A 16,936-nucleotide genomic window follows, 5' to 3' on the forward strand; every position below is an offset into this window, starting at 1 on the left:
CGGCGGCTCACCCTCGGGCACCCGGCGGCTCCGCGTCGTCCGGTTCGCACCGGCGTTTCGGCGGCGAGTGTGGCCCCGGTGGCGCCGGTTCGCGGCGTAGGCTGCCCGACGGTGACGGCCCGCGCGGCGGGGGTGACCTGCGTGCTCACCCCCACCGGCCGGCCGACCACACCGACGGGGTCGACGCCGGGCGGCCGGTGCGACAGCTGACGGGACCAGGGCCGGGCCGGCACCTGGTCGACGGTGAGGTGGGGCAGGGCCATGGCTGGTCAAGGTACCGCACCGAGGTGACATGCGAAGGTTCCGCGACCTCGTCGCGGGACAGCCGACCGGGCGCCCTGCCGGTCACCGGGCCAGCCGGGGGGCGGTTCGCCACCCGGCGGCCGGAGACGCTGGAGAGGAACTGACGATGATCGGTGACGCCGAACCGTTCCCGGCCGGTCCCGACGAGCACGTCCCGGTTACGCCCTGCTGGACCTGCGGGTCCTGCGGGGACGAGTGGCCCTGCGCGACGAAGCGGTCCCGGTTGCTCAGCGAGTACCGGGCCGACCGCGGCTCGCTCAGCGTCTACCTGGGCTCGTGCCTGGCCGCGGCGAGCGCGGACCTGCCGGCGGCGCAGGGCGCGTCGCTGCGTGGCCGGTTCATCGGCTGGTTGCCCCGCCGGCCGCTGACGTCCTGAGCCGGCCGGTGGCCCGCCCCGCCTCGGGACGGGCCACCGGTGTCGATCAGGGCCGGCCCGGGCGGCGGGTCAGCCCGAAGCCGACCACGCCGGCCACGGCGGCCAACACACCGCCCACGGCGCTCCACGCCCAGCGGGAACCGAGCGCGGGCAGCCAGCCGAACCGGTCGTCCTCGTCCTCGTCCGCCGGCGCGGCGGCCGGTTCGCCGGTGAGCACCGTCCCGGCCCTGGTGTTCGGCACCAGCGGCGCCCGCAGCTCGCCGTCGTCGCGCGACCCGTCGCCCGCGGCGGTGACCAGCAGGTCCACGTCGACCGGGAGCCCGAGGTCTGCCTCCGGCACGTCGGTCACCGAGAGCCGGACGTAGTAGGTGCCGGGCAGCGGGTCGGCCGACCAGGGCTCGGCCCAGGAGCGCACCTGCCGCAGGGTGCAGCCGAGGGCGACCGTGCCGGCGGTGGCGTCCACGGTGGGGGTCTGCGCGCCGGCCGTGCAGGCCTGCCGCCGGCGCAGCCCGTCGAAGACCTCCACCGTCCAGGTCGCCGCGCCGGTACGCGCCTTCGGCAGCGCCACGCTCGCGGTGATCTCGTGCCGCTGACCGGCCGACGCCGGGAACGACCAGTACAGGAAGTCGCCGGTGGACGCGCCGACCCGGACCGGTTGGCCGGCGGCGATGCCGGTGGCGGTGAGGAACGACGTACCGGCCCGGGTGACCGGGGTGGCGCCGGGCGACGGGGTGGGCGCGGTGGCCGACGCCGGCGCGGGGGCGACCAGCAGGGCCAGTGCGGCGGCGGCCAGCGCCGCCGCGGCGCGGATGATCGGGGTACGCATCAGTGCTGCCTCCAGGTGGCGACCCACCAGCGGGTGAGCAGGCCGACGATCAGCCCGGTGACCAGGCCGGCGACGGTGAGCAGGGCGAGCAGCACCCAGCCGCGCCCGAGGTCCGGGGCGGCCGGCGCGGGGGAGGAGGCCACCACGTCGACGGTCAGCTCGACGGGCATGCCCGGGGTGGCCCGGGTGCCGGCCCGGGGCGCGAACGAGTTGCTGACCACCAGGCAGACCGTGCCGGCCGGGCCGGCCGGCCGGCTCGCCTCGGGGCTCGGCGTACCCCCGTCCGTGCCGCCCTGGTCGTCCTTGCCGCCCTGGTCGTCCTTGCCGTCCTCGGTGGCCGACCAGCGCAGGCCCGCCGACACCACGTCGGTACGGCCGCTCGCGGCGTCCACCCCGCGGACGAGTTCCCGGCCGTCGGCGGCGGTGGCCCGCAGCAGCACCCCGAGGTCGGGGTTGACCGGGCGGTCCAGCGCCAGGCTCACCGACGCGCGCAGCTCCTGACCGGGCCCGACCGGCACCCGGTACCAGCGGTGCTCGGAGAACGCCTCCCGATCCCGGTAGACGCCCGGGCCCAGCAGCGGCGCCGCCGCGCACTCCGGTCGGCCGGCGACCACGGCCGGCGCGGCGGTGTAGGTGTCCTTCGCCCGATCGACCAGCTGCTTGATCCGGCCGGTCAGCTCGTCGGCGCTCTGCGCCGCGGTGTAGGTGCCGCCGGTCGCCCCGGCGATGCAGAGCAGCTGCCGGCGTACCTTCTCGTCCGGCGCCAGGCCGAGCGTGTCAACCACCAGCTTGGTGCCCTGGGCGGCCAGCTCGCGGGCCACGTCGCACGGGTCCGGCGGCGCGCAGGTGTCCTCGCCGTCGGTGATCAGCACGATCCGCCGGGCGGTGGCGCCGGTGCCCAGGTCTCCGGCGGCGGCGCGCAGCGCCAGCCCGACCGGGGTGAAGCCGGTCGGCCGGAGCGTGGCCACGGCGGCCTTCGCCTGGGTACGGTCCACCGGGCCGACCGGCACGATCTGCTGAGTGTCCCGGCAGCCCTGCTTCTTGTCCTCGCCCCGATAGGTGGCGCCGAGGACCCGGATGCCGAGCTGGGTCTGCTCGGGCAGCGCGTCGACCACCTCGTTGAACGCCTGCTGGGCCACGGAGATCCGGCTGCGACCGTCGATGTCCCGGGCGCGCATCGACCCGCTGACGTCGAGCACCAGCTCCACCTTGGGCGGCTCGGCGGGGGGTTCGTCGTCCGCCCGGGCCGGTGCGGGACCGGCCAGCACGGTCGTCGCCAGCAGCCCGATCAGCGCGGCTGTTGATCTTCTCTGGTTGATCACGGCGCGAAGTGTAGTGATCTCCATAGTGGAGGGCCGGGCGGGGCGACCTCGGGCGGGCGTCGGCGGCCCCTCGGCGCGGCTCACCGTTCGGCCGGGATGACCGTCCGTTAGATGCCGGATGTAAACCTTTGCACCCTGGGGCATCGGTCGGAAATCTGACTCAACTCCACCCGTTGTGCGGGTGGCGCGACGTGGTTAAGCTCTTCTTGCGCGCCCCAATCGCCCGCTTCCCCCGTGGCAGGCGATCGGGGCGCGCCCTATTTCCCGGTCCTTTGTCCCGGCCCCGGCCGGCCCCGGTCTCCGATGTCCCGACCCGGTCCCGAGCCGCTCAGATCCAGCGGCCGTCCAGCCACATCCGGGCCGACCAGTCGTCGTACGGCAGCAGGTGGCCGACGAAGATCGGGTAGAAGTAGCCGAAGCAGAGCGCCACCAGCAGCACGTACGCCCCGACGACCAGGCCGCCGACGAGCCGCCGGTCGGCGCTCCGCTGGGCCACCGCCTCCCGCCCGGCGTCCGTCGCGTCGGTGGACACCGGGCCGGTGGCTGCCAGGCCGCTCGACCCCGGGCCGGCCGGCGCGGTCGGGGTGACCAGCGCGCCCAGCACGTAGACCACGGCCAGCACCAGGAACGGCAGCGCCGGGGCGGCGTAGAAGGAAAACATCGTCCGGCCGTCGAGCGCGAACCAGAACCAGGGCAGCAGGCCGGCGGCCACGCTGAGCAGGATCGCGCCGGCCCGCCAGTCCCGCCGGGCCAGACCCAGCCAGGCCAGCCCCGCCAGGGCCGGCAGGAACGACCACCACAGCAGCGGGGTGCCCAGCAGCAGGACCTCCGAGGCGCAGGTGGGTGCCCCGCAGTTGCCGTCGGGGGAATAGTAGAAGGCGACCGGCCGGCCGAGCAGCAACCACTGCCACGGCCAGGACTGGTACTTGTGCGGGGTCTCCAGGCCGGTGTGGAAGTCGAACGCCGCCCGGTGGTACTGGTACAGGTTGTTCAGCGCCCCGAGGAACGGGGTGTCGCTCAGCTGCGGGGTGGTCGAGTAGCGGGAGGCCAGCCGGTAGTAGCCGTCGTCGGTGAGCAGCCAGCCCGACCAGCTCACCAGGTACGTCCCGACCACCAGCAGCCCGGCGAGCGCGAACCAGGGCAGCTCGTCGAGCAGGGCGTCCCGCCACGGCCGGCGTGCCCCGGCGGAGCGCCGCACGCCCACCTCCCACAGCAGCGCCAGCAGCGCGAACGCCGGGACGAAGTAGATCCCGCTCCACTTCACCGCGCAGGCGCAGCCGAGCAGCACCCCGGCGGCCAGCCGCCACCACGGCCAGGTCCGCCAGCCGCCGGCCGGTCGCCCGGCCCGCCCCGGCGCGGTCGGGTCCAGCCCGGCCGCCAGTGCGGCGCTCCACCGCCGCCGCCGGGCGTCCCGGTCGAGCACCAGCGCGCCGAACGCGGCGAGCACGAACAGCAGCAGGAAGATGTCGAGCAGGGCGGTGCGGGACAGCACCAGGTGGAAGCCGTCCAGCGCGAGCAGCAGGCCGGCGGCGCAGCCCAGCGTGGTGGAGCGGAACATCCGCCGGGCGATCCGGGTCAGCATCAGCACCGAGACGATGCCGGCGAGCGCGGGCACGATCCGCCAGCCGATCTCCGGGTCGAGGGTGACCAGGTGGCCGGGGACGGAGATGTTCAGCTCCTGGTCGGAGTAGCCGAAGGCCCACTCACCGAGCCCGATCAGCCACTTGCCCAGCGGCGGGTGCACCACGTACGAGGCGTTGTTGTCCTTGTAGTTCCACTCGACGCCCTTGTCGATCAGGCCGTACGCGTCCCGGGCGTAGTAGATCTCGTCGAAGACCTTGCCCCTCGGCCAGCTCAGCCCGACCAGCCGCAGCACCGCGGCGATCCCCACCACCACGGCGGTGGCCACCCAGGAGTTGACGTCCAACCGCGCCTCGACGGTGGCGAGCCGTCGCCGCACCACCGCCGGGACGCCGCCACCGGCCGGGGGCGGCGTCACCTGGTCGGGCCGGTCCGCGTGGGCGCTCTGCGCTGTCGACGCACTCGTCACCCGGCGATCGTAGGCTGCGGAGGTGCCCGGTGGCGCCCGCCGTCCCCGAGATTGGTACAGCCGTCGATGAAGGAGTGCACGATAGTGGGCGAAATGTCGGAGGTTGGGCGGCTGGTTCTGCTCGGTGCGCCGCTGGGCAACCCGGCGGACGCCTCGGCCCGGCTCCGCGAGGTGCTGGGCAGCGCCGACGTGGTCGCCGCCGAGGACACCCGCCGGCTGACCCGGCTGGCCCGGGACCTCGACGTCACCGTCGGAGGGCGGATCGTCTCCTACTTCGAGGGCAACGAGGAGCGGCGTACGCCGGAGCTGGTCGAGGTGCTCACCGCCGGCTACCTGGTGGCCCTGGTGACCGACGGCGGCATGCCGAGCGTCTCCGACCCCGGCTACCGGCTGGTCCGGGCCGCCGTCGACGCGGGAGTGCCGGTCACCGCCGCCCCCGGGCCGAGCGCGGTCACCACCGCGCTGGCGCTGTCCGGCCTGCCCTGCGACCGGTTCTGCTTCGAGGGCTTCCTGCCCCGCACCCCCGGCAGCCGGCGGTCCCGGCTGCGGGCCCTCGCCGCCGAGGAGCGCACCCTGGTCTTCTTCGAGGCGCCGCACCGGATCACCGGCGCGCTGGCCGACCTGGCCGCCGCGTTCGGTCCGGACCGCCCGGCCGCGCTCTGCCGCGAGCTGACCAAGACGTACGAGGAGGTCGTCCGCCGGCCGCTCGGCGAGCTGGCCGACCTGGCCGCGGCGGTCCAGCCCCGCGGCGAGATCACGCTGGTGGTGGCCGGGGCGCCGGAGACCCCGGACGAGCGGCCGGACGACGACACGCTGCGCGCGGCGGTGGCCGAGCGGGAGGCCGCCGGGATGTCCCGCCGGGACGCGATCAGTGACGTCGCCACCGGCTACGGGCTGCGCCGCCGGGAGGTGTACACGATCGTGCACAGCTGACCCGGGGCGCCCGTCGGCTCGCGACCTGACGCGGTCCTCACCAGGCGGCGGCCAGGAAACCCAGGGTGAGCAGCAGTGGCCCGGCGTACCCGCCGGCCACCGCCCAGCGCCGGTGCACCGGGTCCGCCAGCCGGGTCGCGCCGGTCCACCGGGTGATCCCGGCACCGCAGCCGAGCACCGCCACCAGGCCGAGCAGCCAGCGCAGGTGCCGCCCCACGCCGGTGTCGACGTACGCGGTGGTGGCGCCGTCGCCGGTCATCCGCGCCGGCAGCGCCGTGCCGGCGGTGTTCCGGTCGGCCGGCACCCCGCTGACCCGTACGCCGTGGACCAGGAAGCGGTCCCGTTCCGCGGCGAAGATGCCCCGGCAGCGCTGGGCCAGCCCGCTCCCGGTGCAGTCGGTGAGCGTCACCGTGCCCGTCGTGCCGTGCCCGACGGCCAGCCAGAGCGGGGCGGCGCTCACCCAGGCGAAGAACGCCGCGACCAGGCCGAGGGCCAGCAGCACGGCGAGCCCCCGCCGCGGGTCGGGTGGCCGGACCGGTCGGGGTCGACGGCGCGCGGGCGCCTCGGGTTCCCGCTGCCGGCGGCGCGCTTCCTCACGCAGCGGCGTGCCGTCCCAGTGCACCTCCTCGATCGGCGCCCAGAAGAACGGGTCGCCGGACGTACCCTCGTCGGTGGGCCGGTCGGCACGTGCGCCGCGCGGCCGGCGCAGCGGGACCCGGCGCGGCACCGCGTCGACCGGCGCCCCGGTGGTCGGCTCGACCTCGACGGGCGCCTCGCCGGCCTCGGGTCGGCGGCGGCGCGGGGCCACCGCGCCGGCCCGGGCGGCGTCCGGGTCGCCGGTGGACCCCGGTGCGGCACCGGGGGTCGGCTCGTCGCGGCCCGCTCGTCTGCCCGTCACGACAGTCATTGGACACCGGCCGGGAGTACGGTTCCGGCAGCTCGGCCCGCGTGTCGGCGACAAATCGGACGAACGGCCCACTCCCCGCCCGCCCGGAGCGACCCGGCCTATTGGTTCGCGGTCACCCCGGGCCGGTCACTAGGCTTGCTGACCATGAGTCACGTTCTCGCCGCGGTCGCCTGGCCCTACGCCAACGGCCCGCGCCACATCGGCCACGTATCCGGATTCGGCGTTCCCTCCGACGTCTTCGCCCGGTACATGCGGATGGCCGGTCACGACGTGCTCATGGTCTCCGGCACCGACGAGCACGGCACGCCGATCCAGGTGCAGGCGGACGCCGAGGGGGTCACCGCCCGCGAGCTGGCCGACCGGTACAACCGGGTGATCGCCGAGGACCTGCGCGCGCTGGGCCTGTCGTACGACCTGTTCACCCGGACCACCACCCGCAACCACTACGCGGTGGTGCAGGAGATCTTCGCCGGGCTGCACCGCAACGGGTACATCGTCCCCAAGGTCACCACCGGGGCGATCTCCCCCTCCACCGGGCGCACCCTGCCGGACCGCTACATCGAGGGCACCTGCCCGATCTGCGGCTACGACAGCGCCCGCGGCGACCAGTGCGACAACTGCGGCAACCAGCTCGACCCGATCGACCTGATCAACCCCAAGTCGAAGATCAACGGCGAGACGCCGGAGTTCGTGGAGACCGAGCACTTCTTCCTCGACCTGCCGGCGCTGGCGGACGTGCTGCGGCAGTGGCTGGACACCCGGGAGGGCTGGCGGCCCAACGTGCTGCGGTTCTCCCGCAACCTGTTGGACGACCTGCAGCCCCGGGCGATCACCCGGGACCTGGACTGGGGCGTGCCGATCCCGCTGGAGGGCTGGCGGGACCGCACCGACAAGCGGATCTACGTCTGGTTCGACGCGGTGATCGGCTACCTGTCGGCGTCCATAGAGTGGGCCCGCCGCAGCGGTGACCCGGAGGCCTGGCGGAGGTGGTGGTCCACCGACGGGGAGGGCAAGGACTCCCCGGCCTACTACTTCATGGGCAAGGACAACATCGTCTTCCACTCGGTGATCTGGCCGGCGCTGCTGTCCGGCTACTCCGGCGACGGCTCCCGCGACGGGGAGCCGGGCGCGCTGGGCCGGCTGAACCTGCCCACCGAGGTGGTCTCCAGCGAGTACCTGACCATGGAGGGGCGCAAGTTCTCCTCGTCCCGCAAGGTGGTCATCTACGTCCGCGACTTCCTGGAGCGGTACGACGCCGACGCGCTGCGCTACTTCATCGCCGTCGCCGGCCCGGAGAGCAACGACACCGACTTCACCTGGGCCGAGTTCCTCCGACGCAACAACGACGAGCTGGTCGCCGGCTGGGGCAACCTGGTCAACCGGTCGGTCTCGATGGCGGCGAAGAACTTCGGCGCGATCCCGCCGGTCGACCCGGCCGGGCTGACCGAGGCGGACGAGGCGCTGCTGGCGACCGCGAAGGCCGGCTTCGCGACGGTGGGCGACCTGATCGCCCGGCACCGGCAGAAGCAGGCCATCGGTGAGGCGATGCGGGTGGTCGCCGAGGCCAACCGCTACCTGTCCGACCAGGCGCCCTGGAAGCTCAAGGGCGAGGACGACAAGCCCCGGATGGGCACCATCCTGCACGTCGCCCTGCAGGTGGTCAGCGACGCCAACACGCTGCTCACCCCGTTCCTGCCGCACTCCGCCCAGCAGATCCACGAGCTGCTCGGCGGCGTCGGGGTGCACGCCCCGATGCCGGTGCTCGAGGAGGTCGACGACCTGGACGGCGGGCCGGCGTACCCGGTGCTGACCGGCGACTACACGGTCGGCGCGCGCTGGGAGTCGGTGCCGATCGAGGCGGGCCGGCCGTTGGCCGCGCCGAAGCCGGTGTTCCGCAAGCTCGACCCGTCCATCGTCGAGGAGGAGCTGGCCCGGTTGGCCGGCTGAGCCCGTACGCCCGCGACGGCGCGACCCCGGACCGGGGCCGCGCCGTCGCCGGATCGGGGCGTCAGGCGCGAGCCATCTGCCGCTGACCGAAGAAGTTCAGCATCGCCTTGTTCAGCTCGTCGGCGTGCGTCCAGGGCGTGCCGTGCGGGGCGCCCTTCAGGGTGATCAGCTCGCAGTTCGGCAGCATGTGCTGCAACCGCTGCCCGGTCGCCGGGTACGGCAACACGTTGTCCTTGTCGCCCTGGATGATCAACACCGGCACGTCGATCTTCGGCAGGTCACCGCGGAAGTCGGTCTGCCAGGCGTCCACGCTGTCGTGGGTGGCCTTCGCCGACGCCATCGCGCCGATGTTCCAGTGCCCCCGGTAGGCGTCCTCGCTGACCAGCTTGCCCTTGTTCTCCGAGTAGTTGAAGAACGCGTCGCAGAAGGTGGTCAGGTAGGCGAACCGGTCTGCCCTGATGGCCTGCTGGAAGCCGTCGAACAGCTTCTTGTCCAGGCCCTCCGGGTTGTCCGGCGTCTTCAGCAGGAACGGCGCCAGCGGAGCGGCCAGGACCGCCTTGCTGACCCGGCTCGAGCCGTACGTGCCCAGGTAGCGGGTCACCTCGCCGGTGCCCATCGAGTGACCCACGATCATCGCGTCCCGCAGGTCCAGCTCGGTCATCAGCACGTCGAAGTCGGCCGCGAAGGTGTCGTAGTCGTACCCGGACGCGGGCTGGCTGGACGCGCCGAAACCCCGCCGGTCGTACGTGATCACCCGGTAGCCCGCCTCGAGCAGGGCCCTGCTCTCCTTCTCCCACGTCGCGCCGTTGAACGGGAAGCCGTGGATCAGCACCACCGGCTGCCCGGAGCCGTGGTCCTCGTAGTACAGGTCGATGGGCGCGGAGTTCTCCACCCCGACGGTGACGAAAGGCATCGGTACTCCTGAGGCGTGGGGAATCGGTCCGCCCGCGCTTTCCCGAGGCGCCCCCGGATATGCCACCGGTCTACAGCGCGTACGGCAGGTCCACCACCCGGTCGTCGGTGACCTCGGTGCCCGGTGCCCAGGTCTCGTAGACGCCCCGTTCGTGGCACTGCGCCCCGGTGTTCGCCACCGCGTCCGGATCCGGCCGGCACAGCCGCATCCGCAGCCAGCCCGCCTCCTCCCGCAACACCAGGCACGGCACGCCCCGCCAGGACGCGTACCGCAGCCGGCGGGCCACCGAGTCCACCGGGTAGCGGGCGGCCCGGGTCATCGCCAGCACCCGGAACCCGCCGGGCAGGTCGCCCACCGCCTCGTACTCGTTGCCGCCGTACCCGCCGACCAGCTGGGTCGAGCGCGGCGCGTCGCCGGTCGGCACGTACTCCTGGTCGGGGGAGAGGCCGGGCACCGCGGCCAGCAGGTGCCGCCACTGCCCGCCCACCATCCGCAGCCAACCCCGCTGCTCCGCCTGGTACGTGTAGAGCACGACCTCCATCCCGTCGGCCGTGTAGGCCAGCAGGGTGGCGTTCGCCGGCATCGGCAGGTCCGCGAAGTCCCGGGTGACGTACTCCGGGATCAGCTGCGCCGAGCTCGGCACGAAGCCGGTGCCCAACACCGGGGGGCCGAGCCGGTCCCGCGGCGGCAACGCCGTCAGGCCCCGGTGCGCCTCGCCGGTCGGCACCTCGTAGTCGGCCGGGTCGGCGGCGCGCCAGCGCAGCACGTACGCGATGTCGGTGCCGTCCCGGCCGCCGGTTCCGTCGCCGCGCAGCACCGCCAGCGACGCCGGCGTGCGCAGGTGGGCCACGTCGTGCTCGCGGTAGCAGAAGCCGTGCGGCAGCCAACCCCGCACGTAGCCGGCCAGCTGCCGGGCGGAGAGCACCTTGACCATCCGGGTGCCGCGCCGGATCACGGCGGAACGGCGCACCGCCGCGAGGGTCGGGTCGCCGGCCGCCGCCGGTTGCTGGCTGAGCTGGTGCACCTGCGGCCAGCCGTGGTCCCGGTGCACCGGCATCATCAGCGGCGCCTCCGGCTCCTCGGCCGGATCCTGCCCGCCGTGCACCACGCTCACCTCGGTGACGTGCACGAACTTCCGCCACGGCAGCGCCGTCCGCTGCCGGGGCGCCCACTCGAAGCCGGCCACCTCGTCCGCGCTGAACAGCTCGTACGCGGCGCCCCGGGCGTGCTCCTCCGCCGGGTACACCGCCCCGTCGTACGTCACGTGCAGGCCGGTCCGTTCGGACGCGGCGCCGCTGGTCTGGGGGGTGACGCTCACGTCCCGGGACGCTAAGCGCCCCCTGTGCCGAACTGATGAACAGTCGATGGCGGTCGGGGAACGTGACCCTGTGAGCGTGTGTGATGCTGGCCGCGATGAGCGAGCCCACCGAATCCCGCAAGCAGCGCGCCGCCCGCCGGGCCGGGGAGTTCCCGCCGGCCCCCGAGGCGCTGCCCCGCCCCGTGCTGGACAGCCACACCCACCTGGACATCACCGTCGGTGAGGCCGGCGTGCCCGCGCGAAGCGCGAGGAGTGAGCCGGGGTTGCGAGCCCCGCAGTCGCGAGCAGACGGCACCCCGGCCGGCGCCGGCGGCGACCCGGTGGCGGGGCTGATCGACCTGGCCGCGACGGCCGGCGTGGACCGGCTGGTCCAGGTGGGCGTCGACGTCGACTCCTCCCGGTGGGGCGCGGACGTGGCCGAGAGGTACCCCTCGGTGCTGGCCACCGTCGCGCTGCACCCCAACGAGGCGCCCCGGCTGGCCGACCTGGACGAGGCGCTGCGCCGGATCGAGGCGCTCGCCGGCCGGGACCGGGTCCGCGGCGTCGGGGAGACCGGGATGGACTTCTTCCGCACCGGCGACGAGGGCCGGGCCGCGCAGGAGGAGAGCTTCCGCGCGCACATCGCCATCGCCAAGCGGCACGGCAGGGCGCTGGTCATCCACGACCGGGACGCGCACGCCGAGGTGCTGCGGATCCTCGACGACGAGGGCGCCCCGGACACGGTGGTGCTGCACTGCTTCTCCGGCGACGCCGACTTCGCCCGCGAGTGCGTGCGCCGCGGCTACCTGCTCAGCTTCGCCGGCACCGTCACCTTCGGCAGCGCCGCCGCGCTGCGCGAGGCCGCCGCGCTCACCCCGATCGACCAGCTGCTGGTGGAGACCGACGCGCCGTACCTGACCCCGACGCCGTACCGGGGGCGGCCCAACGCGTCGTACCTGATCCCGCTGACCGTCCGGGCGCTCGCCGCCGCCACCGGCGCCGACCTGGACGAGCTCTGCGCCGCGATCTCGGCGACCGGCGACCGCGCCTTCGGTCCGTGGTGAGAGGATGCCCGGCGTGACCGGTCTCCTCGGCCCGGCGGAGATCCGGGAACTCGCCGCCCGGCTGGGCGTCAGCCCCACCAAGAAGCTCGGCCAGAACTTCGTGCACGACCCGAACACGGTCCGCCGGATCGTCACCACGGCCGGGCTGACCCCGGACGACGTCGCGCTGGAGGTCGGGCCCGGGCTCGGCTCGCTCACCCTGGCCCTGCTGCCGGTGGTCGCCCACGCGCACGCCGTGGAGATCGACCCGGTGCTGGCCGGCGCGTTGCCGGAGACCGCCGCCCGGTTCGCCGGCGCCGACGCCGCCCGACTCACCGTGCACCGGGCCGACGCGCTGCGGGTCACCGCCGCCGAGCTGGCCGATCCCGCGCCGACCGCGCTGGTGGCCAACCTGCCGTACAACGTGGCCGTGCCGGTGGTGCTGCACCTGCTCGCCGAGCTGCCCAGCCTGCGGCACGGCCTGGTGATGGTGCAGAAGGAGGTCGCCGACCGGCTCGTCGCCGGTCCCGGCTCCAAGGTGTACGGCATCCCGTCGGTGAAGCTCGCCTGGTACGCCCGCGCCCGAGCGGCCGGGAAGGTGCCGCCGAACGTGTTCTGGCCGGTGCCGAACGTCGACTCCGGCCTGGTCGCCTTCACCCGCCGGGAACCGCCCCGCCCCGAGGTGCCCCGGGAACGGGTCTTCGCCGTGGTGGACGCCGCCTTCGCGCAGCGCCGCAAGACCCTGCGCGCGGCGCTCGCCGGCTGGGCCGGCGGCCCCGACCGGGCCGCCGCCGCGCTCACCGCCGCGGGCGTCGACCCGGGCGCCCGCGGCGAGTCGCTCACCGTGGAGCAGTTCGCCGCGATCGCCGCGTCGGCCCCGGCCGCCGCACCCGCCGCCGGTTAGGCTGACGCCGTGCCCGCCGAGGAGGTGTACGAGTGACCGCGCAGCCGATCGATCCCGCCGCCCACGGCATGTGGAGCCCCGACCCCGTCCGGCAGCGGCTGGCCAACCACACCATCGAGGACGTGCTCGCCCTGCCCGACGACGCCCCCCGCGTCGAACTGCGTGACGGAGTCCTTGTCGTGGTTCCCTCCCCCACGTTCGGCCACCAGACCATCGGCAACCTGCTCTGGACATGGCTGCGGCAGCACGCCCCCGCGGAGTTCGCGCCGGCCACCGCCGTCGGGGTGGCGATCAACAATCGCAACACCTTCGAACCCGACGTGCTCCTGCTGAAGCTTCCGGTCGTTGCCGACCACCACTACTTCGAGGCCGAGCAGGTGTTGCTCGCCGTCGAGGTCGTCTCGCCCGGTACCCGGCGGCGGGACCGGCTGGAGAAGCCCGCCGACTACGCCGACGCGGGCATCCCGCACTACTGGCGGATCGAGCAGGACCCGCTGCACGTGTACGCGTACGACCTGGTCGACGGCCGATACGAGCTGGTCGCCGATTCCGCCGAGGAGCTGATCGTGGAGAAGCCGTTCGACATCCGGCTGCGGGTGCGGGACATCGCCCCGTGACCGAGGCCTGGCGACCGGACGACGAGGACGAGCAGCTGCGACGTGGGGCCAGCGGGCCGGTGAAGGTCCGGGTGCCCGCCAAGGTCAACCTGCACCTCGGGGTGGGGCCGCTGCGCCGCGACGGCTACCACGAGCTGGACACCGTCTACCACGCGATCTCGATCCACGACGAGTTGACCGCCCGCCGCGGCGACACGCTCACCCTGACCATGGAGGGCGAGGGCACCGGCGAGCTGGCCCTGGACGACACCAACCTGGTGATCCGGGCCGCGCACGCCCTGGCCGGGTACGCCGGCGTCCCGCCGCACGCCCGGCTGCACCTGCGCAAGCACATCCCGCTCGCCGGCGGGCTGGCCGGCGGCAGCGCCGACGCGGCCGCCGCGCTGGTCGCCTGCGACGTGCTCTGGGGCACCGGGCTGTCCCGCGACGAGCTGGCCCGGATCGCCGCCGACCTCGGCTCCGACGTGCCGTTCCTGATCTACGGCGGCACCGCGCTCGGCACCGGCCGGGGCGAGGCGGTCAGCCCGGTGCTGGCCCGGCCCACCTCCTGGCACTGGGTGGTGGCGATCGCCGACGGCGGGATCTCCACCCCGGCCGCCTACCGCGAACTGGACCGGCTACGCGACACCGGGGCCGCCCCGGAGCCGCTGGGCAGCACCGACGCCCTGCTCGGCGCGCTGCGCCAACGCGACCCCCGGGTGCTCGCCGCCACCCTCGGCAACGACCTCACCGAGGCCGCCCTGTCGCTGCGTCCCGCGCTCGCGGACACCCTCAAGGCGGGCGAGGCGGCCGGCGCACTCGCCGGCATCGTCTCCGGTTCCGGCCCGACCTGCGTCTTCCTCGCCGCCGACGCGGCCGACGCCGAGCGGATCGCCGCCGAACTGGAGGCCGCCGACGTCTGCCGGGAGGCCCGCGTCGCCCACGGCCCGGTGGCCGGCGCCCGGGTCGTCTGACCGCACGCCCCACCCGGACGGGTCCGCCGCCCCGCGTACCCTTGGCCCGGCGTCCACGGGTGCGGCCGGCACCCGGGCGCCTTCATCGTGGGAGGTGAGCACATGGCCAACATCGTCAACCTGGACCGGGTGTCCAAGGGGTACGGCGCGGCGGGGCCGTTGCTCACCGAGGTGTCGCTCGGTCTGGACGACGCCGACCGGATCGGGGTGGTCGGGCTCAACGGCGCCGGCAAGTCGACCCTGCTGCGGATGCTCACCAAGCAGGAGGAGCCGGACGACGGCCGGGTCACCCACCGCCGCGACCTGCGGGTGCTCTGGCTTCCGCAGAACCTCACCCTGACCCCCGAGGCCACCGTCCGGGACGTGGTGCTCGGCACCGCCTGGCTCGGCGAGAGCATGGGCGCCGAGCACGAGTGGGCCGGCGACGCCGGGGTCCGCGGCATCCTCGACGGCCTCGGCATGCCGCACCTCGGCCTCGACCAGCCGGTCGGCCCGATGTCCGGTGGCGAGCGCCGCCGGGTCGCGCTGGCCGCCCTGCTGGTCCGCGAATCCGACCTGCTGATCCTCGACGAGCCCACCAACCACCTCGACGTGGGCGGCGTCGACTGGCTGGCCAAGTACCTGGTCGGCCGCAAGGGCGCGCTGGTCGTGGTCACCCACGACCGGTGGTTCCTGGACGCGGTCTGCACCACCACCTGGGAGGTCGCCGACCAGACCGTCCGGGCGTACGAGGGCGGCTTCGCCGCCTGGACGCTCGCCCGGGCCGAGCGGGAACGGGTCGCCGCCGCCACCGAGGCGCGCCGGCAGAACCTGCTCCGCAAGGAGATCGCCTGGCTGCGCCGCGGCCCACCCGCGCGTACCTCCAAGCCGAAGTTCCGGATCGACGCGGCCAACGCGCTGATCGACGACGTGCCGCCGCCGCGGGACACCATGTCCCTGCAGCGGATGGCCACCGCCCGGCTCGGCAAGCAGGTGTACGACCTGGAGCACGTCCGGCTGCACGCCGGGCCGAAGGAGATCCTGCACGACACCACCTGGCAGGTCGGCCCCGGCGACCGGATCGCGATCCTCGGCCGCAACGGCGCCGGCAAGACCACCCTGCTGCGGATGCTCGCCGGCATCACCGGCCCGGACGGCGGCCGGTTCCACACCGGCTCCACGGTCAAGCCGGCGTTCCTCTCCCAGGAACTCGCCGAACTCCCCGGCCACCTGCGGGTGCTGGAGGCGGTCGAGGAGGTCGCCCGGCGGGTGCAGCTCGGCGACCGGGAGATCTCCGCCGCCCAGCTCGCCGAGGTGTTCGGCTTCGACGACCGGCGGCTCTGGACCCCGGTCGGCGACCTCTCCGGCGGCGAGCGCCGGCGGCTGCAGATGCTCCGGCTGCTGGCCGGTGAGCCGAACGTGCTGCTCTTCGACGAGCCGACGAACGATCTGGACACCGACACCCTCGCCGCGCTGGAGGACCTGCTCGACTCCTGGCCCGGCACCATCGTGGTGGCCAGCCACGACCGGTACCTGATCGAGCGGGTCACCGACACCGCGTACGGGATGTTCGGCGACGGGCGGCTGGTGCACCTGCCCGGCGGCGTCGACGAGTACCTCGCCCGGGCCGGCGGCGCGGAGCCGGCTCGGACGGCCACCGCCCCCACCGGCGCGCAGCCCGACACCGGCGGCGGCATGTCCGCCGCCGAGGCCCGGCAGGCGCGCAAGGAGCTCAGCCGGCTGGAGCGGCAGATCGCCAAGCTGGAGCAGAAGGAGACCGGGCTGCTCGACCAGCTCGCCACGCACGCCACCGACTACGCCCGGGTCGCCGAGCTCGACGCGCAGCTCAAGGAGCTGCGCGCCGAGCGGGAGCGCACCGAGGAGAGCTGGCTGGCCCTGGCCGACGAGATCCCGCCGGTCTGACGCCGGCGCCGGGTACCCCGTGTGCGGCGTCACATCGCCGCGTACGGGAGAATCGTCGGTGACCTCTCATCCGTACGGCGTTGGAGACACAGTCATGGCCCACACCCCCGTCAACCACCCCGCGCGGCCGGTCTACCGGGCGATCGGCGGGCTCGTCGGTCTGTACCTGGTGGTCTTCGGTGTGCTCGGCATCGTCGCGAGCGCCGGCAACGACATCTTCGCCCGGGACGACACCAAGGTGTTCGGCCAGGGGACGAACCTCGGCTTCTCGATTCTGTCGATCCTGCTGGGCGGCGCCGTCGTGGCGGGCACCGTGATCGGCCGCAACCTCGACGTCGCGATCAACCAGTGGCTCGCGTACGCCATGATGGCGATCGGGCTGGCCGGGCTGGCGTTCATCCGCACCGACGCCAACATCGTCAACTTCAGCATCATGACGGTCATCGTGTTCCTGACCCTCAGCCTCGTCCTGCTGGTCGCCGGCATGTACGGCAAGGTCGGCACCGACGAGGAGAAGTCCGCCTGGGAGAAGGCCCGCCTGGTGCTCTGACCTCCGACGGCTCCGCCCGACGGCCCGGCCTCGTGCCGGGCCGTCCGCCGTTTGCCCGACAGCCGCCGCCCGGCCGGGGGAGAATTGCCCTGA

General features: G+C 74.3%; 15 protein-coding genes. 9 read left to right on the plus strand and 6 right to left on the minus strand.

The window, feature by feature from the left end; all coding sequences use genetic code 11:
- The first annotated feature begins 409 nt into the window (after positions 1-409).
- Positions 410-679 carry a hypothetical protein gene (locus tag ACFY3U_RS16770; RefSeq protein WP_387201780.1) on the plus strand — a complete coding sequence of 90 codons (270 nt, stop codon included), beginning with the start codon at positions 410-412 and terminating at the stop codon, positions 677-679.
- A gap of 46 nt (positions 680-725) precedes the next feature.
- Here the strand turns inward: ACFY3U_RS16770 and ACFY3U_RS16775 are convergent, their stop codons facing one another.
- The 3 genes from ACFY3U_RS16775 to ACFY3U_RS16785 form a co-directional block, all read right to left on the minus strand.
- Positions 726-1,505, minus strand: a complete 780-nt coding sequence (locus tag ACFY3U_RS16775; RefSeq protein ID WP_387201783.1) for a peptidase — start codon at positions 1,503-1,505, stop codon at positions 726-728.
- Positions 1,505-2,827, minus strand: coding sequence for a VWA domain-containing protein (locus ACFY3U_RS16780; protein WP_387201786.1), 1,323 nt, complete (start codon positions 2,825-2,827; stop codon positions 1,505-1,507). Before ACFY3U_RS16780 ends, ACFY3U_RS16775 begins: the two co-directional genes overlap by 1 nt.
- Before the next feature lie 328 nt (positions 2,828-3,155).
- A complete protein-coding gene (locus ACFY3U_RS16785; protein WP_387201789.1) occupies positions 3,156-4,877 on the minus strand; it encodes a dolichyl-phosphate-mannose--protein mannosyltransferase in 1,722 nt (573 codons plus the stop codon).
- 66 nt (positions 4,878-4,943) lie between these two features.
- On the opposite strand from ACFY3U_RS16785, the gene rsmI reads away from it, so the two are divergent.
- Positions 4,944-5,810, plus strand: coding sequence for a 16S rRNA (cytidine(1402)-2'-O)-methyltransferase (rsmI, locus tag ACFY3U_RS16790; protein WP_387201792.1), 867 nt, complete (start codon positions 4,944-4,946; stop codon positions 5,808-5,810).
- A gap of 37 nt (positions 5,811-5,847) precedes the next feature.
- On the opposite strand, the gene ACFY3U_RS16795 is transcribed toward rsmI, so the two are convergent.
- On the minus strand, positions 5,848-6,717 hold the full coding sequence (locus tag ACFY3U_RS16795) for a hypothetical protein (RefSeq protein ID WP_387201794.1): 870 nt from the start codon (positions 6,715-6,717) through the stop codon (positions 5,848-5,850).
- Positions 6,718-6,861: 144 nt separating this feature from the next.
- Here ACFY3U_RS16795 and metG point away from each other — a divergent pair, with 144 nt between their 5' ends.
- A complete protein-coding gene (gene metG / locus ACFY3U_RS16800; RefSeq protein WP_387201797.1) occupies positions 6,862-8,664 on the plus strand; it encodes a methionine--tRNA ligase in 1,803 nt (600 codons plus the stop codon).
- 61 nt (positions 8,665-8,725) lie between these two features.
- On the opposite strand, the gene ACFY3U_RS16805 is transcribed toward metG, so the two are convergent.
- Together ACFY3U_RS16805 and ACFY3U_RS16810 are read right to left on the minus strand one after the other, a co-directional pair.
- The gene (locus ACFY3U_RS16805) at positions 8,726-9,577 is read right to left on the minus strand and encodes an alpha/beta fold hydrolase (protein WP_387201800.1); all 852 of its coding nucleotides are present in this window, start codon (positions 9,575-9,577) and stop codon (positions 8,726-8,728) included.
- 70 nt (positions 9,578-9,647) lie between these two features.
- Positions 9,648-10,895, minus strand: a complete 1,248-nt coding sequence (locus tag ACFY3U_RS16810; RefSeq protein ID WP_387201803.1) for a hypothetical protein — start codon at positions 10,893-10,895, stop codon at positions 9,648-9,650.
- Positions 10,896-10,978: 83 nt separating this feature from the next.
- Between ACFY3U_RS16810 and ACFY3U_RS16815 the strand changes: the two genes are divergently transcribed.
- The 6 genes from ACFY3U_RS16815 (at position 10,979) to ACFY3U_RS16840 (ending at position 16,843) form a co-directional block, all read left to right on the plus strand.
- Positions 10,979-11,938: a TatD family hydrolase gene (locus tag ACFY3U_RS16815; protein WP_387201806.1), complete on the plus strand. Its 960-nt coding sequence runs from the start codon at positions 10,979-10,981 to the stop codon at positions 11,936-11,938.
- 13 nt (positions 11,939-11,951) lie between these two features.
- Entirely contained in the window at positions 11,952-12,821 is an 870-nt protein-coding gene (gene rsmA, locus ACFY3U_RS16820; RefSeq protein WP_387201809.1) for a 16S rRNA (adenine(1518)-N(6)/adenine(1519)-N(6))-dimethyltransferase RsmA, read from the plus strand.
- 32 nt (positions 12,822-12,853) lie between these two features.
- Positions 12,854-13,438, plus strand: a complete 585-nt coding sequence (locus ACFY3U_RS16825) for a Uma2 family endonuclease (protein ID WP_387201812.1) — start codon at positions 12,854-12,856, stop codon at positions 13,436-13,438.
- On the plus strand, positions 13,435-14,391 hold the full coding sequence (locus tag ACFY3U_RS16830; protein ID WP_387201814.1) for a 4-(cytidine 5'-diphospho)-2-C-methyl-D-erythritol kinase: 957 nt from the start codon (positions 13,435-13,437) through the stop codon (positions 14,389-14,391). Before ACFY3U_RS16825 ends, ACFY3U_RS16830 begins: the two co-directional genes overlap by 4 nt.
- Before the next feature lie 102 nt (positions 14,392-14,493).
- Positions 14,494-16,293, plus strand: a complete 1,800-nt coding sequence (locus ACFY3U_RS16835) for an ABC-F family ATP-binding cassette domain-containing protein (protein ID WP_387201817.1) — start codon at positions 14,494-14,496, stop codon at positions 16,291-16,293.
- A 94-nt stretch (positions 16,294-16,387) separates the two neighbouring features.
- Entirely contained in the window at positions 16,388-16,843 is a 456-nt protein-coding gene (locus ACFY3U_RS16840; RefSeq protein WP_387201820.1) for a DUF4383 domain-containing protein, read from the plus strand.
- Positions 16,844-16,936 lie beyond the last annotated feature (93 nt).

The organism is Micromonospora sp. NPDC000089 (assembly GCF_042899365.1).
Taxonomy (GTDB): domain Bacteria; phylum Actinomycetota; class Actinomycetes; order Mycobacteriales; family Micromonosporaceae; genus Micromonospora.

Excerpts from the sequence above, each read along its gene's own strand:
- ACFY3U_RS16770 (WP_387201780.1), top strand. The coding sequence starts at position 410 with ATGATCGGTGACGCCGAACCGTTCCCGGCCGGTCCCGACGAGCACGTC.
- ACFY3U_RS16775 (WP_387201783.1), bottom strand. The coding sequence starts at position 1,505 with ATGCGTACCCCGATCATCCGCGCCGCGGCGGCGCTGGCCGCCGCCGCA.
- rsmI (WP_387201792.1), top strand. The coding sequence starts at position 4,944 with ATGAAGGAGTGCACGATAGTGGGCGAAATGTCGGAGGTTGGGCGGCTG.
- ACFY3U_RS16795 (WP_387201794.1), bottom strand. The coding sequence starts at position 6,717 with ATGACTGTCGTGACGGGCAGACGAGCGGGCCGCGACGAGCCGACCCCC.
- metG (WP_387201797.1), top strand. The coding sequence starts at position 6,862 with ATGAGTCACGTTCTCGCCGCGGTCGCCTGGCCCTACGCCAACGGCCCG.
- ACFY3U_RS16805 (WP_387201800.1), bottom strand. The coding sequence starts at position 9,577 with ATGCCTTTCGTCACCGTCGGGGTGGAGAACTCCGCGCCCATCGACCTG.
- ACFY3U_RS16815 (WP_387201806.1), top strand. The coding sequence starts at position 10,979 with ATGCTGGCCGCGATGAGCGAGCCCACCGAATCCCGCAAGCAGCGCGCC.
- ACFY3U_RS16835 (WP_387201817.1), top strand. The coding sequence starts at position 14,494 with ATGGCCAACATCGTCAACCTGGACCGGGTGTCCAAGGGGTACGGCGCG.
- ACFY3U_RS16840 (WP_387201820.1), top strand. The coding sequence starts at position 16,388 with ATGGCCCACACCCCCGTCAACCACCCCGCGCGGCCGGTCTACCGGGCG.